This window comes from Bradyrhizobium manausense (assembly GCF_018129685.1).
Taxonomy (GTDB): domain Bacteria; phylum Pseudomonadota; class Alphaproteobacteria; order Rhizobiales; family Xanthobacteraceae; genus Bradyrhizobium; species Bradyrhizobium manausense_D.
This window is the reverse complement of the sequence record NZ_JAFCLG010000001.1, coordinates 742,523-756,686: the sequence shown is the minus strand read 5'-3', so window position 1 is coordinate 756,686 and position 14,164 is coordinate 742,523. Positions and strand designations below refer to the sequence as shown.

Sequence of the window (14,164 nt, the reverse complement as noted above, 5' to 3'; positions counted from 1 at the left end):
ATGGGGGGATGGAGCGGCGGGGATCAGCCCGCCGCAGCGGTATTCGCCTCCCCCGGTGCCGCTTGGGTGCGACGGAACCGCAGGATGATGCGGGTTCCGGTGTGATCGGGATCGCGCTCGACGGAGGCGTCGAGCTTGGAGGCCATCGCAGCAACGATGCGCTGGCCCATGCCGGTCGAGCGCGGATCCGCCTTGACCTTATCGCCGACGCCGTCATCGGTGATCGACAGCAGGAGATCGTCGCCTTTCGAGCTCAGTTCGACATGAATGGGGCCGGCGCCGTCAGGATAGGCGTATTTCACGGCGTTCATCACCAGCTCGTTGACGATGATGCCGACAGCCACGGCACGGTCCGGGTCGATCTCGATCGGCTCGGCCTTCACCGTGAGGCGCGACATCCGGTTGCCTTCGGCGGAGCGCCTGAGATCCTCGAGCAGGGAGTCCAGATACTGGTTGAGCATCACGCTCTTCAGATCCTGCGAGGTGTAGAGGCGGCGGTGCACCTGGGCGACGGCGGCGACGCGGCCCATCGCGTTGGTCAGCGCCGCCTTGACCTCGTCCTGTGCGGCGGAGCTCGCTTGCAGATGCAGCAGCGAAGCGATGATCTGGAGCGAATTGCCGACGCGGTGATTGACCTCGCGCAGCAGCAGCTCGCGCTCGGCGGCAAGGGCTGCGTAGCGGTCGCGCGAGGCATGAATCTCGGCTTCGGCTTCCTCGCGCGCACGCTGCAGACTGGCCTGGCGCAACGCGCCTTCGGCCGCGACGTGCAGCAGCGGGATGAAGTCGCCTTTGACGTCCTTGACCAGATAGTCGGCCGCCCCTGCCTTCAGCGCGGTGACGGCGATGCTGGAATCCTGCGAGGCAGTGACGAACACCACCGGCGGGGCATCCGGGATCGCCATGATCTGCTCGAGCGTTTCCAGTCCGTCGAGACCCGGCATGTACTGATCGAGCGCAACGACATCGATGCAGCCCTGTGCGCCGGCAGTGCGGATACGCTCGAGGCCTTCCTCGCCGCTGGCGGCGTGGATCACCTTGTAGCCGCGCCGCGTCAGGCCGCGATCGACCAGGCGCGCCAGCGCTGCGTCATCATCGATATAAAGCAGTGTTGGCGTGCGCTGGGTCATGAGGCGGCTGGCGGGACCTGGATGACCGAGAAGAACAGGCCGAGCTGCCGGATGGCATTGGCGAAATTCTCGTAATTGACGGGCTTGGTGATGTAGACGTTGCAGCCGAGCTCGTAGCAGCGCTTGATCTCCTGGCTGTCGTCGGTCGTGGTCAGCACCACCACGGGCGAGGCCTTGAGATATTTGTTTTCCTTGATCTGCTTGAGGATATCGATCCCGCTCATATCGGGCAGGTTGAGGTCGAGCAGGATCAGCAGCGCGTTGCCCTTCTGGGCGAGCCCCGTGCCATCGGCGCCGAACAGGTGGCGCATTGCGGCCGTGCCGTTGGTGAAGGAGACGATCTCGTTGTTGACGCCGGAGCGGCGGATATTGCGCTCGATCAGCCGTGCGTGGCCTTCGTCGTCCTCGATCATGATGATGGTTACGGGCAGGGTCATTGATCGGCGTTCCGGTTGCTTGCATTCCAGGTGATGGGCAGCGTGATCGTGAAGGTGCTGCCCGCGTTCAATTCCGACGATACCGACATCGTGCCGCCGAGGCGGCGCACAAGTGTACGGACATGGGCAAGACCGATGCCCTGACCGGGCTTGTCTTGAACTCCCGCCCGGCGGAACAAGTCGAAGATCCGCTGATGATCCCTGGCGTCGATGCCGCGGCCGTTATCGCTGATTTCGAAGATAGCGTAGCCGAGCTTGGTGCGCCCGCGAATTCTGATCTCGCCGGGCACACCGTTCTTGAGATACTTGATCGCGTTGTCGATCAGATTGGAGAAGATCTGCTCGAGCGCAAGCCGGTCACTGACGATATTTGGCAAAGGCTCGATATGGATCTCGGCCTTTGCTTCGGCCGCCTGATGCGCCAGCGACGAGACGATGCCCTCGATGAAGTTGCGCGTCTCGATCCTCTCCGGCTGAAACTCGCGCCGGCCCTCGCGGGTGAGGTTGAGGATCGCCGAGATCAGCCGGTCCATCCGGGCGATCGAGGATTTGATGAAGCCGAGCGCTTCGGAAAAATCCGCCGACAGCTGCTTGTCGGGACCGTCGAGCGGGATATCGGCGACATCGACAGGCGGGCCGCCGGCCGGCACGCCCGTCAGCCCTCCGATCCTGCGAAAGATATCCTTGCCCAATTCTTCGAGCTCGCTGGTGAAGCCCATGATGTTGACCAGCGGCGAGCGCAGGTCATGGCTGACGATATAGGCAAAGCGCTGGATCTCGTCGTTGGCTTCGCGCAAATCTGCCGTGCGCTCGTCGACGGTGGCTTCGAGGTTGACGTTGGCGTCGCGCAGGCGGGCCTCGGCATCGTCGCGGGCGCGGGCCGAGCGCCGTACCAGCCAGATTGAGATCAGGGCCAGCACGACGACCAGACCGGAGCCGATGCCTGTCATCGACGCCGCAAACGTCTGGCTGCGGTCGGCATTCGCCGTACGGAGCTGGAACAGTCGCTCTTCCTCGGCGATCATCGCGCCGGCAACCTTCCCGATTGTCGCGATGGTGTTGCCGGCTGCCGCCTCGCGCGCCAGCGCCGTAGCCTGGGCCGGCTGGCCTTGCCTGATGAGCTCGAGCTCGCGCGCGAATTGATCCAGCCGGGTGTCGATCGCCGCGCTCAGCTTCTCGATGCTGGCGCGCTGTTCTGGATTGTCGCCCGTAAGCCGCCTGACCCGGTCCAGTGCAGGAATAATCGCGGCGACGGCCTTTTGATGGTCAGCCTGGAATTCCGGTCCGAGCGTCAGGAGATAACCGCGCAGGGCGCTCTCGGCGCGCCGGATTTCGAGGAGCAGAGTATTGACCTGGTTTTCCACCTCGATGGTGTGGACCACCCATTTGTTGTCGTCGCGCGCCTTGTTGACGAGGTAGACGGAACCCGCACTGATCAGGGTCAGCACGAGCAGCCCCGCCGTAATCAGCAGGATCTGCCAAAATGTTCGCCGCCGCCGTTCCCCGGCCGTCACGACGGTCTCGCTTTATCACGTGTCGTGGAGTTCAAAACGCCCCCTTGGAACTGTCCCCAACGGTCCAGAACGCGATCGGGGCCAAGGGGTTCCAGGGTGAGGCGAATTATTTTGCGGCCGGATCCGTCTTGCCGGCGAGATACTGTTCCAGCCAGTGGATGTGGTAGTCGCCGTTGATGATGTCGTCCTGGCGGACGAGGTCGCGGAACAGCGGCAGCGTGGTCTCGATGCCCTCGACCACCATCTCGTCGAGCGCGCGGCGCAGGCGCATCAGGCACTCGGCGCGGGTCTTGCCGTGGACGATCAGCTTGCCGACCAGCGAGTCGTAATAGGGCGGGATCGTGTAGCCCTGATAAACCGCCGAATCGATGCGCACACCGAGCCCGCCGGGCGGATGATATTGCGTGATGCGGCCCGGCGAGGGACGGAAGGTCTCCGGGTTCTCCGCATTGATGCGGCACTCGATAGCGTGCCCGATGATCTGGATCTCGCTCTGCTTGGCCGGCAGCTCGCCGCCGGCGGCGATGCGGATCTGCTCCAGCACAAGGTCGATGTCGGTGATGCTCTCGGTGACGGGATGCTCCACCTGGATGCGCGTGTTCATCTCGATGAAGTAGAACTCGCCGTCCTCGAACAGGAATTCGATGGTGCCGACGCCGAGATATTTCATCTCGCGCATCGCTTTGGCGCAGGTCTCCCCGATCTTGGCGCGCGCAGCCGCAGCCAGCACGGGCGAGGGACCTTCCTCCCAGACTTTCTGGTGGCGACGCTGCAGCGAGCAATCGCGCTCGCCGAGATGGATCGCTCCGCCGCGGCCGTCGCCGAGAATCTGGATCTCGATATGGCGCGGCTTCTGCAGGTATTTTTCCAGATAGACGGACGCGTCGCCGAAGGCGGATTTCGCCTCATTGGCCGCGGTCGATAGCGCGATCTGAAGATCGGCCTCGGTCTGCGCGACCTTCATGCCGCGGCCGCCGCCGCCGGCAGCCGCCTTCACCAGCACGGGGAAGCCGATCTTCCTGGCGATCGCCATGGCGTCGTCATTGGGACCAACCGCGCCGTCGGAACCGGGTACCACGGGGATGCCAAGCCGCTTGGCGGTCTTCTTGGCCTCGATCTTGTCGCCCATCAGGCGGATGTGCTCGGCCTTGGGGCCGATGAACTGCAGATTGTGCTCGCCGAGGATCTCGGCAAAACGCGCATTCTCCGACAGGAAGCCGTAGCCGGGATGCACGGCATCGGCGCCTGTGATCTCGCAGGCCGCGAGCAGCGCGGGGACGTTGAGGTAGCTGTCCTTCGACGACGGCGGGCCGATGCAGACGCTCTCGTCCGACAGACGCACATGCATGGCGTCGGCGTCTGCGGTGGAATGCACGGCGACGGTCGCGATCCCGAGCTCCTTGCAGGCCCGCAGGATGCGAAGGGCGATCTCGCCGCGATTGGCTATGAGGATCTTGTCGAACATGTTGTCCTAGCGGATGGCGAGTGGAAAGCGGCAAGTAGGGAACGGCGGTACCATTCGCTATTCGCTACTCCCCATTCGCGTTATTCAATAATGACCAGCGCTTCGCCGAACTCGACCGGCTGGCCGTCCTCGACCAGGATCTGCGTCACGGTGCCGGCGCGCGACGACGGAATCTGGTTCATCGTCTTCATCGCTTCGATGATGAGCAGGGTCTGGCCGACCGAGACCTTCGACCCGATCTCGACGAACGGCTTGGCGCCGGGCTCCGGCGCCCAATAGGCGGTGCCGACCATCGGCGAGGTCACGGCGCCGGGATGCTTCGACATGTCTGCCGCAGCAGCAGCCGGAGCATCAGCCGCCGGTGCAGCAGCGTGCGCGGGTGCGGCGGCTGCGACCGGCATCGGCATGGTCGCGGCGACGCTGATGTTGCGGGCGACGCGCAGGCGCAAGCCCGCGCGCTCGATCTCGATCTCGGTGAGGCTGGTCTCATCGAGCAGCAGAGCGAGCTCGCGGACGAGCGCGGAATCCTCGCTGGAAAACTTTGCGGCTGCTTTGTCGTCTGGCTGGCGCGCCATGTTCTTTGATCCGAATGTTCTGAGTGAAGAGAGAGCGTCAGGCCTTGGGCTTGATGCCGAGCTTGGCCGCAAGGCCCTGGATGGCGAGGCGGTAGCCCTCGATGCCGAAACCGCACAGCGAGGCGAAGGCCGCGCGCGCGGTGTAGGAGTGATGACGGAAACTCTCGCGGGCGTGGATGTTGGTCACGTGCACCTCGACCGTCGGCATCTGCACCGCGAGCAGCGCGTCGTGCAGCGCGATCGAAGTATGCGAATAGCCGCCTGCATTGATGATGATGCCCTTCATCTTGCGCCCATGCGCCTCGTGGATGAAGTCGATCAGTTCGCCTTCGCGGTTGGATTGCCGGCAATCGGCCTTGAGGCCGAAGGCCGCGGCCGTCTCACGGCACAGCGCCTCGACGTCGGCCAGCGTCGCGTGGCCATACTTCTCGGGCTCGCGGGTCCCCAACATGTTGAGGTTCGGCCCGTTGAGAACGAGGATCGTGTCGGTTGCTGGTTCGGCCATTCCTGTCCCGGCGCGTGTTTCGGCGTGGCGGGGTTATAGGTAACAAAGTGACCCAGGGGAAGCCTTGAAGGGCCTCCGGGACCGCTTCAGGCACCTCATCCGGTAGGCAAAAACCTGTGCGGAAACTACGGAAATTGCTTGTTAACCAGTTCCAATCATGGCTGCGGACCCGCGCCGGCGGGGCAGGCGCCCCATAGGCCAAAAGCCCCTGCCGATCGCTCGGCAAGGGCTCATTTGGGGTCTCAGCGAGGCGGTTAGCCTTCGATGATGTAGACGATCTCGCGCGTCTGGGGACGGACGATGATGTACTGCCCGTGCACGAAGATCACATCATAGCCGCGCCATTCCGGGTAGATCTCGACGATCCGGGCCGGGAGCGGGTGGAAACGGACGTTCGCCGGGACGGCCGTGCCAACCGAGATGTTGAAGTTGACGTTGGTCGTCTCCTCGATCTTCTCGGACTTGATAGCCGAAACGATCTGGGTCCGCTTTTCCGGCGGGGGGGCCGCGGTCGCCGAGGTGGCCGCGTTGCCGGTCGTGGTCTGAGACTTGGTATCGGTCGTGGCCGGGCGGTTCTCGGCATTGTTGCTCTTGGCGGCTTCGCCGGCCTTGTTGTCCTCGGCCTTCATGTTCTTGCCGTCGGTCTTGGTCGTGGAGTCCTTGGTCGTCGATTCCGAACTCATGCTCTTCGACTTGTCCTGCATGGACTTTTCCTGCGCGCCCTGGGCGTGCTCGCCCTTCGCCGCACCGGCCTTCTCGTCAGCCGCGTTCTTGTTCATCGCGCCGCCTGATTTCTCCATGGCGCCGGATTTCTCAGCCGAGCCCGACTTCTCCATCGCGCCAGACGACTTCTCTTCGCCGGACTTCATGGCGCCGCCGGCCTGGCCGACCGTGCCCTTCTGCGGGCTTGTGGATTCCTTACCCATCGTGCCGTGCTCTGCGGCGCCGCCAGTCGGCTGCGCGTGCTGCGTCGGCTGCGCACCGGCACCGCCGGTGTCGTTTTTCATGGTGCCTTGTGCGTTCGCCAGACCGGTACCGGCGATCAGTGCGAGCGCGGCAACCGAGATCATAAAGCGGTTCGACATTGAATTCTCCTCACGTGCTTATTTGCGTCATTGCCCGCGCCAACAACGGGAGGAGGTCTCAGGAGTTCCGGAACATCTTGGGTTCCGCGGGATTTGTTTGTTGAACGCTGGATGAATGCGCGCGCCGGATCACGCCAGGATCTGCCCCGAGCTTCCGCCAACGAAAAGGCCGGCTTTTCAGCCGGCCTCGTCGCGCGCGCGAATTGTAAAAAGCGTGATCAGCAGGTCGCCTTGCCGCAGCGGGCAACGCCGATCTTTTCCTTGAGGCCATCGAGGCCGACGGCGCCGACCACGATCTGCTTGCCGATCACGTAGCTCGGCGTGCCGTTCATGCCCATCGCCTCGGCCAGCTTGAAGTTCTCCTCGATGGTGGTGCGCACCTCGGGGCTTTGGATGTCCTTCTCGATCTTCGCGGTATCGAGGCCGGCGTCCTTGGCTGCCTGCATCGCGCGGGCCTTGTCGGCTGGTCCGCGGCCGCCGAGCAGCTTCTGGTGGAAGTCGAGATACTTCTTGCCCGTGGGATCCTGCATGCGCACGGCGACCGCGACCTGCGCGGCCTCGACCGAGCCCTGGCTCAGCACCGGGAATTCCTTCAGCACAACCTTCAGCTTGGAATCGGACTTCATCAGGTCGAGCATGTCGCTCATCGCGCGCTTGCAGTACCCGCAATTGTAATCGAAGAACTCGACGAAGGTGACGTCGCCGTCCTTGTTGCCGAGCACGACCTGCCGCGGCGAGTTGAAGATCGCATCCGAGTTCTGCGCGATGCTGGCCTCATGCTTCTCGGTTTCGGCCGCGGCCTGGCGCTTGCTGAGCTCGGTCATGGCCTCCTCGAGCACCTCGGGGTGGCTGACCAGGTAGTTCTTGACGATTGCCTCGATGTCGGTGCGCTGGGCATCGGAGAAGCTTTCGGCCGAAGCCGGTCCCGTGGCGCCTGATATGGCGAGCGCAAACAGCGCGGAAGCAAGCAGGCGCAGCGTAGGCATTGGCAAATCCTCTTATCCAGAGCAGGTTTCGAAAAAACGTCGCGACGGACTTGATCGTGGTGTCGTGACGTCAAGATGGCGGTTCAGGCTAGTTGCGCGGCGGTTTCGACGCCACGATGTCGTCGGCCTTGACCCATCCGGGCGTGCCGACGGCGAAACGGGTTTTCGCGCGCGTGGCGAGCTCGCGAGCAGTCTTGTTGTCGCCGCGCAAATAAGCGGCCTGGGCCGAAGCGAGGTCCGCCTCGGCATAGTCTCCCTTCCGGCCATAGGCCATCGCGAGCTGCATGAAGCCGAGGGGAGCTTCCGGCTCCCGCGCCACCGCGGCACGGAGAATCTTGATGGCGTCGTCCGTGTAGGCCTTATTATCGGTTCCAACCAGCGCCTGCCCAAGTAACATCTCGATGAGGGCCGAATTGTTTGAGAGCGCGACGGCCTTGCGCAGGGGGGCGATGGCGTCGGCCGGCTTGCCGCTCTCCAGCAGCGCCTGGCCGCGTACCTCGTAGAAATACGGGTTGTTCGGCTGCACCGCGATCAGGGCATCGATCTGGGTGAGGGCGCTGCGCAAATCGCCGTGCAGATAGGTGCTGATCGCGCGGGCGTAGCGTGCCGGCAGGCTGTCATTGGTCTGGGGGTAGCGTCGATAGACCACTTCCGGCCGTTCCATGAACGCGGAGATCTTGGCGCGCACCATGTCATGGCGGAGCTGCAGTGCAGGGTCGTCCTTCTTGTCCCAATAGGGGCTGGTGCTGGCGAATTCCTGGAGCGCCGCGACGCGCTCGGCGGGCATCGGGTGCGACTGCAGATAGGGATCGGCGCCGCGGGCCGCGAACAGGCTCTCGCTGGTGAAGCGCTTGAAGGTCTCGTACATGCCCTTCGGCGACTGCTGCGTCGCGGTCAGGAATTTCACGCCGGCGCGGTCGGCGTTCTCCTCCTGCTGGCGCTGGTAGGACAGCAGCGAACGGCGGATCATTTCCTGCGGTCCGGCAATGGCGGCTGCGCCCGCATTGGCGAGCCCGTTATTGCCACTATTGGAGCCGCGGCTGGCACCTGCGGCAAGCGCCCCGGCGCCGAGCAGCATGGCGATGATCATCTGCGTCTGGGCGCTGGCGAGCTGCTCGCGCATCTTGGCCAGATGGCCGCCGGCCAGATGCCCGGTCTCGTGCGCAAGCACGCCGATCAGCTGGTTCGGCGTCTCCGACTGCAGGATCGCGCCGTAATTGACGAAGATGCGGCGGCCATCGGCGACGAACGCGTTGAACGAGTTGTCGTTGATGATCACCATCTGGATGTTCTGCTTCTCCAGACCGGCAACGCGCAGGATCGGGCGGGTATATTCGCGCAGCAATTGCTCGGTTTCGGTATCGCGCAGGACCGGCGGGCCGCGCCCCTCCTGCGCCTGCGTCGCCGTAACAGGCAGCAGCGCGATTGCAGCCGCTGTCACGAGGGCGGTGAGGGCTGAGGCCTTCTTGCGCAATGCGATCTGGAGCAACATCAAACGAGTCTGGGCTTGCAGGCGGAGTTGGATGGAGTTTTGTGATTGGTTTTGGCAATTGGCGGCGGACCGGATACGCGATATGCCCTTATGAGCCGTATAATGCGGCTAGTCTGGGGCGCAAGCGCCCTGTTTTCCGGACCGAACGGACCGGTTCGCCAGCGAAATAGCAGAAATCAATGCACGATGCGACACTAAGGAACCGGTTGGGGCAGTGGCTCGAGCCCTCCCGCCGCAGCGATGTTCCCCCCTTCATGGTGATGGACGTGATGGCCGCGGCAGCCCGGATCGAGGCCGCCGGCGGCCATGTCATTCACATGGAGGTTGGCCAGCCCGCGGCTGGCGCGCCGAAGACCGCGATTGCGGCCGCGCAAGCCGCCCTTGCGACGGGCCGGATCGATTACACGTCCGCGCTCGGCATTCCCAGCTTGCGTGAACGCATCGCGCGGCATTATCGCGACGCCTATGGCTGCACCGTCAGTCCCGACAGGATCGTGGCGACCACGGGTTCCTCCGGCGGGTTCATCCTGGCTTTCCTGTCGATCTTCGAGCCCGGCGATCGCGTCGCCGTCACGGTGCCCGGCTATCCGCCGTATCGCCACATCCTCACCGCGCTCGGCTGCGAGCCGGTGCTGATCGAGACCACCAATGACACGCGCCACGCGCTGACCGGCGAGGCGCTGCTCGCCGCCCATCGCAAGACGCCGCTGAAGGGCGTGCTGGTCGGCAGCCCCGCCAATCCGACAGGCACGATGATGCCGCGCGAGGCGCTCGCCGGCCTGATGGCGGCGGCGGAAGATGCCGGCATCCGCTTCATCTCCGACGAGATCTATCACGGGCTCGATTATGCGTTTCCCGCTGTGACGGCGGCGGCGCTGTCCGACCATGCGCTCGTGATCAACTCGTTCTCGAAGTATTTTTGCATGACCGGCTGGCGCGTCGGCTGGATGGTCGTGCCCGATGTGCTGGTGCGCCCGATCGAGCGGCTGCAGCAGAACCTCTCGATCTCGGTTCCGTCGCTCTCGCAGATCGCGGCCGAGGCCGCCTTCGATGGCGCAGCCGAGATGGAGCAGATCAAGCACGGCTATCAGGAGAACCGGCGCATCCTGATCGAGGGCTTGCCCAAGGCGGGCCTAGCCAAGTTCCTGCCGGCGGATGGCGCCTTCTATCTCTACGCCGACGTTTCGGATTTCACTCCGGACAGTCTCGACTTCGCCAGGCAGATGCTGGAGAAGGCCCATGTTGCGGCAACACCGGGCGTCGATTTCGATCCGATCCATGGCCGCTCGTTCATACGATTCTCCTATGCGCGCTCGGCTGATGAGATGCGGGAGGCGGTTGACCGGATCGCTCACTGGCTTAAATAGCCGCCAGTTTTCGCGATACCTCTGGAGTGCATCTTGTCTGACCGAACCGTCCAGTCTGCCGCCCATTCCCCTCTCGCCGCAGTGATGTGGCCCACCCGACCGGGCGACGCCGTGGGCGTCGTGCGCGCGATCGTGCTGATCGCGCTCGGCACCGCGTTGATGACACTGTCGGCCAAGGTGAACCTGCCGCTGCCTTACGTGCCCATGACATTGCAGACCCTGGTCGTGCTGATGATCGGCGCTGGCTATGGCTGGCGCCTTGGCAGCGCAACCATGATCGCCTACCTCGCCGAGGGCGCGATGGGGCTGCCGGTGTTCGCTGGTCCGGTCGGTGGGTTGGCGCCGCTCGTCGGCCCGACCGCCGGCTATCTCTATGGCTTCGTGGCGGCTGCGGTCATCACCGGCTGGCTGGCCGAGCGGGGCTGGGATCGCAACATCGCGCTGCTGTTTGTGGCGATGGCGGTCGGCCATCTCGTCATTTTCATCGCCGGCTTTGGCTGGCTGGCCACCGGCATCGGCCTTGGCGCGGACAAGGCCTGGGCCGTCGGCGTCACGCCGTTCATTGCCGCCTCGGTCATCAAGAACGCGCTGGGTGCCACGCTGATGCCGGCGGCGCGCCGGATCATCGACCGCCGCGGCTAGATTTCACTCCACGGAATGTTCCAATTGACAGGGCCGGCCAAGTTGATCTTGGCTGGCTCTTAACTTTGAGGGGGAGGAAACAATGACAACGACAACGATGGCCGGGACACCGGCCGCGCCTGCCGCGGCCAAGCCGTGGTACAAAATTCTCTACGTTCAGGTGCTGATCGCCATCGTGCTCGGCGCCATCGTCGGCTGGCTGTGGCCCTCGGTTGCGACCAACGACTGGATCAAGGCGCTCGGCGATGGCTTCATCAAGCTGATCAAGATGGTGATCGCGCCGATCATCTTCTGCACCGTGGTCTCGGGTATCGCCCACATCCAGGATGCGAAGAAGGTCGGGCGCATCGGCGTGAAGGCGCTGATCTATTTCGAGATCGTCTCGACCTTCGCGCTGGTGATCGGTCTCGTCATCGGCAACCTCATCAAGCCGGGCGCGGGCTTTGGCAACGCCGGGGCCAATGCGCAAGCCGTCGCCAGTTTCGCCAAACAGGCAGAGTCGCAGAAATCCGTCGACTTCATCCTGCACATCATTCCCGACACCGTGGTCGGCGCCTTCGCGCAAGGCGAGATCCTGCAGGTGCTGCTGTTCTCGGTGCTGTTCGGCTTCGCGATCATGGGTCTCGGCGAGCGCGGCCACGTGATCCGCAGCTTCATCGACGATGCGGCGCATGCGGTGTTCGGCGTCATCTCCATCGTGATGCGCGCAGCGCCGCTCGGTGCGTTCGGCGCGATGGCTTTCACCATCGGCAAGTTCGGCACCGGCGCGATCCTCAACCTGATGGGGCTGATCGCGACGTTCTACCTGACCGCCGCGCTGTTCGTCTTCATCGTGCTCGGCACCATCGCGCGCTTTGCGGGCTTCTCGATCTTCAAGTTCCTGGCCTACATCAAGGACGAACTGCTGATCGTGCTCGGCACCTCGTCCTCCGAGAGCGCGCTGCCGTCCTTGATGGAGAAGCTGGAACGGCTCGGTTGCTCCAAATCGGTGGTCGGCCTCGTGGTGCCAACCGGTTATTCGTTCAACCTCGACGGCACCAACATCTACATGACGCTGGCGACGCTGTTCATCGCCCAGGCGCTCGGCTTCGATCTCACCTTCGGCCAGCAGCTCACGATCCTGGTCGTGGCGATGCTGACCTCTAAGGGCGCCTCCGGCATCACCGGCGCGGGCTTCATCACGCTGGCGGCGACGCTCGCGGTGGTCGATCCGCGACTCGTGCCGGGCATGGCGATCGTGCTCGGCATCGACAAGTTCATGAGCGAGTGCCGCGCGCTTACCAATCTCTGCGGCAACGGCGTCGCCTGCGTGATCGTCGCCTGGTGGGAGGGCGAGCTCGATCGCGACAAACTCAACGCGCGGCTGAGCCGGCAGATCGATCCGACCGACATGGAAACCGCTGTCACGACGGACTGATCCGGATCGGACGGCGCGGTGTGCTGTCAGCACATCAGGGCCGTCCTCGCCGCGAGGGCTGAAGGCTAGAACCGCTCCGGCCGGTACGGCGTCGGATCGATCGATGGCGTCTCGCCGTTCATCATCTCGGCGAGCAGGCGTCCGGTCGCGGGTCCGAGCGTGAAGCCCTGGTGGCCGTGGCCAAAGTTCATCCAGAGGCCAGGGTGGCGCGGGGCAGGTCCGAGCACGGGCACCATGTCCGGCGTGCAGGGGCGGGTGCCGAACCACGGCTCCGGCTCGGCGCGCTTGCCGAGGTCGATCAGCTCGCGCGCGGAGCTTTCCGCGCTGGCGAGCTGCACCGGCGTTGCCAGCGCATCCGGGCCCGTCAGCTCCGCGCCGGTGGTGATCCGGATGCCCTTGGCCATCGGCCCCATGGCGTAGCCCTGGCCCTTGTCGACGAGCGGTAGATCGAGCGTGGCGCCACCGGTGTAGTGCATGTGGTAGCCGCGCTTGCGCACCAGCGGAATCCGGTAGCCGAATTTGTATAGCAGATCCGGCGACCACGGCCCGAGCGTCACGACGGCGTTGGCCGCATCGATGCGGCCATTGTCGGTGTTCACAGACCATCCCGTCGCGGTCTGCTGCAACGACTGCGCGTCGCCAAGCACGATGGTGCCGCCCGATCGTTCGAACAGATCGGCATAGGCCGTGACCAGCGCGCCGGGATCGGACACGGTCCAGGTGTCGAGCCAGTGGATCGCGCCGGCAAGATCCTCGCGCAGGATCGGCTCCGCCTTGGTCAGCTCGCTGCCCGAGAGCACCCGAAAATTCACGCCGAACTCGCGGCGGTCTGTTTCCGCGTCCCTGATCGCGTCATCCATCGCCGCGGCGTCGCGAAACACGGCGCGATATCCGGCGCGCCGGATCAGATTGTCGGCGTGAGCCTCGCGAATGAGGATGTCGTGCTCGGGCGTCGCGTAGGCGATCAGGCGAGCCCAGGCGGCGATGGCTTCGCGGTGCCGCTTTGGCGCCGAATGCCACCAATAGCGGAGCAGCGGTTCGATATGCTGATGCAGCGACGAAAAGCTGTAGCGCACGTCGTTGGTGCGACCGGTCGCGATCTTCAGCAGTGATGAGAGGTCGCGCGGCATCGGATAGGGACGCACCGCTTCGGCCTGGATCATGCCGGCATTGCCATAGCTGGTTTCGCGGCCGGGCTCCCTGCGGTCGACCAGCGTGACCGTCCAGCCGCGTTGACGCAGATGCAAGGCGGCGCCCACGCCCACCATGCCGCCGCCGAGAATGATTGCGCTTTGCATCGGCAGAACTCTCCTGTCAGGCCGGCTTCGGCGCGAGCCCTGGCTGCGCCGTGTCGATGGTTGCGGTGGCGACGACCGACATCGCGGTCATTGCCGCCATGAAGCCGAGGGCCGCGTCGAAGATGCCGGTCAACGCGGAGCTGCCGATCAGCAGATCTTTTTCGCGCTCGGCAAAGAGCGTCGTCATCACCCAGCCGATGCTCGTCTTGCGGTTCGACAATGCCGTCATGCGCGTCTCCGAGACGTGCTCACTT

14 protein-coding genes are annotated in these 14,164 nt (G+C 64.5%); 3 read left to right on the top strand and 11 right to left on the bottom strand.

What is annotated here, in order from left to right; genetic code table 11:
* Positions 1-23: 23 nt before the first annotated feature.
* The 9 genes from JQ621_RS03670 to JQ621_RS03630 form a co-directional block, all read right to left on the bottom strand.
* Positions 24-1,127, bottom strand: coding sequence for a sensor histidine kinase (locus JQ621_RS03670; RefSeq protein WP_212233033.1), 1,104 nt, complete (start codon positions 1,125-1,127; stop codon positions 24-26).
* A complete protein-coding gene (locus JQ621_RS03665; RefSeq protein ID WP_212233032.1) occupies positions 1,124-1,564 on the bottom strand; it encodes a response regulator in 441 nt (146 codons plus the stop codon). The genes JQ621_RS03670 and JQ621_RS03665 overlap by 4 nt, the downstream gene beginning before the upstream one ends.
* Positions 1,561-3,078 carry a sensor histidine kinase gene (locus JQ621_RS03660; protein WP_212233031.1) on the bottom strand — a complete coding sequence of 506 codons (1,518 nt, stop codon included), beginning with the start codon at positions 3,076-3,078 and terminating at the stop codon, positions 1,561-1,563. The genes JQ621_RS03665 and JQ621_RS03660 overlap by 4 nt, the downstream gene beginning before the upstream one ends.
* A gap of 106 nt (positions 3,079-3,184) precedes the next feature.
* Positions 3,185-4,543, bottom strand: a complete 1,359-nt coding sequence (accC, locus tag JQ621_RS03655) for an acetyl-CoA carboxylase biotin carboxylase subunit (RefSeq protein ID WP_212233030.1) — start codon at positions 4,541-4,543, stop codon at positions 3,185-3,187.
* An 80-nt stretch (positions 4,544-4,623) separates the two neighbouring features.
* The gene (accB, locus tag JQ621_RS03650) at positions 4,624-5,118 is read right to left on the bottom strand and encodes an acetyl-CoA carboxylase biotin carboxyl carrier protein (protein ID WP_212233029.1); all 495 of its coding nucleotides are present in this window, start codon (positions 5,116-5,118) and stop codon (positions 4,624-4,626) included.
* A gap of 37 nt (positions 5,119-5,155) precedes the next feature.
* Entirely contained in the window at positions 5,156-5,623 is a 468-nt protein-coding gene (gene aroQ / locus JQ621_RS03645) for a type II 3-dehydroquinate dehydratase (protein ID WP_212233028.1), read from the bottom strand.
* 254 nt (positions 5,624-5,877) lie between these two features.
* A complete protein-coding gene (locus tag JQ621_RS03640; RefSeq protein WP_212233027.1) occupies positions 5,878-6,708 on the bottom strand; it encodes a DUF1236 domain-containing protein in 831 nt (276 codons plus the stop codon).
* A 218-nt stretch (positions 6,709-6,926) separates the two neighbouring features.
* Complete coding sequence (locus tag JQ621_RS03635) at positions 6,927-7,694, bottom strand: DsbA family protein (RefSeq protein ID WP_212233026.1); 768 nt, start codon at positions 7,692-7,694, stop codon at positions 6,927-6,929.
* An 88-nt stretch (positions 7,695-7,782) separates the two neighbouring features.
* A complete protein-coding gene (locus tag JQ621_RS03630; RefSeq protein WP_212233025.1) occupies positions 7,783-9,186 on the bottom strand; it encodes a M48 family metalloprotease in 1,404 nt (467 codons plus the stop codon).
* Positions 9,187-9,365: 179 nt separating this feature from the next.
* Here JQ621_RS03630 and JQ621_RS03625 point away from each other — a divergent pair, with 179 nt between their 5' ends.
* The 3 genes from JQ621_RS03625 (at position 9,366) to JQ621_RS03615 (ending at position 12,612) form a co-directional block, all read left to right on the top strand.
* The gene (locus JQ621_RS03625; protein WP_212233024.1) at positions 9,366-10,553 is read left to right on the top strand and encodes a pyridoxal phosphate-dependent aminotransferase; all 1,188 of its coding nucleotides are present in this window, start codon (positions 9,366-9,368) and stop codon (positions 10,551-10,553) included.
* 84 nt (positions 10,554-10,637) lie between these two features.
* Complete coding sequence (locus JQ621_RS03620; RefSeq protein ID WP_212233791.1) at positions 10,638-11,195, top strand: biotin transporter BioY; 558 nt, start codon at positions 10,638-10,640, stop codon at positions 11,193-11,195.
* Positions 11,196-11,277: 82 nt separating this feature from the next.
* Positions 11,278-12,612 carry a dicarboxylate/amino acid:cation symporter gene (locus JQ621_RS03615; protein ID WP_212233023.1) on the top strand — a complete coding sequence of 445 codons (1,335 nt, stop codon included), beginning with the start codon at positions 11,278-11,280 and terminating at the stop codon, positions 12,610-12,612.
* A gap of 65 nt (positions 12,613-12,677) precedes the next feature.
* On the opposite strand, the gene JQ621_RS03610 is transcribed toward JQ621_RS03615, so the two are convergent.
* Together JQ621_RS03610 and JQ621_RS03605 are read right to left on the bottom strand one after the other, a co-directional pair.
* A complete protein-coding gene (locus tag JQ621_RS03610) occupies positions 12,678-13,910 on the bottom strand; it encodes an NAD(P)/FAD-dependent oxidoreductase (protein WP_212233022.1) in 1,233 nt (410 codons plus the stop codon).
* 16 nt (positions 13,911-13,926) lie between these two features.
* Complete coding sequence (locus JQ621_RS03605; RefSeq protein ID WP_249124632.1) at positions 13,927-14,139, bottom strand: hypothetical protein; 213 nt, start codon at positions 14,137-14,139, stop codon at positions 13,927-13,929.
* Positions 14,140-14,164 lie beyond the last annotated feature (25 nt).

What these genes read in the sequence shown, in the direction of transcription:
- JQ621_RS03670 (WP_212233033.1), bottom strand. Translation starts at nt 1,127, where the DNA reads ATGACCCAGCGCACGCCAACACTGCTTTATATCGATGATGACGCAGCG.
- accB (WP_212233029.1), bottom strand. Translation starts at nt 5,118, where the DNA reads ATGGCGCGCCAGCCAGACGACAAAGCAGCCGCAAAGTTTTCCAGCGAG.
- JQ621_RS03605 (WP_249124632.1), bottom strand. Translation starts at nt 14,139, where the DNA reads ATGACGGCATTGTCGAACCGCAAGACGAGCATCGGCTGGGTGATGACG.
- JQ621_RS03635 (WP_212233026.1), bottom strand. Translation starts at nt 7,694, where the DNA reads ATGCCTACGCTGCGCCTGCTTGCTTCCGCGCTGTTTGCGCTCGCCATA.
- JQ621_RS03640 (WP_212233027.1), bottom strand. Translation starts at nt 6,708, where the DNA reads ATGTCGAACCGCTTTATGATCTCGGTTGCCGCGCTCGCACTGATCGCC.
- JQ621_RS03620 (WP_212233791.1), top strand. Translation starts at nt 10,638, where the DNA reads ATGTGGCCCACCCGACCGGGCGACGCCGTGGGCGTCGTGCGCGCGATC.
- accC (WP_212233030.1), bottom strand. Translation starts at nt 4,543, where the DNA reads ATGTTCGACAAGATCCTCATAGCCAATCGCGGCGAGATCGCCCTTCGC.
- JQ621_RS03630 (WP_212233025.1), bottom strand. Translation starts at nt 9,186, where the DNA reads ATGTTGCTCCAGATCGCATTGCGCAAGAAGGCCTCAGCCCTCACCGCC.
- JQ621_RS03665 (WP_212233032.1), bottom strand. Translation starts at nt 1,564, where the DNA reads ATGACCCTGCCCGTAACCATCATCATGATCGAGGACGACGAAGGCCAC.
- aroQ (WP_212233028.1), bottom strand. Translation starts at nt 5,623, where the DNA reads ATGGCCGAACCAGCAACCGACACGATCCTCGTTCTCAACGGGCCGAAC.
- JQ621_RS03625 (WP_212233024.1), top strand. Translation starts at nt 9,366, where the DNA reads ATGCACGATGCGACACTAAGGAACCGGTTGGGGCAGTGGCTCGAGCCC.
- JQ621_RS03615 (WP_212233023.1), top strand. Translation starts at nt 11,278, where the DNA reads ATGACAACGACAACGATGGCCGGGACACCGGCCGCGCCTGCCGCGGCC.
- JQ621_RS03610 (WP_212233022.1), bottom strand. Translation starts at nt 13,910, where the DNA reads ATGCAAAGCGCAATCATTCTCGGCGGCGGCATGGTGGGCGTGGGCGCC.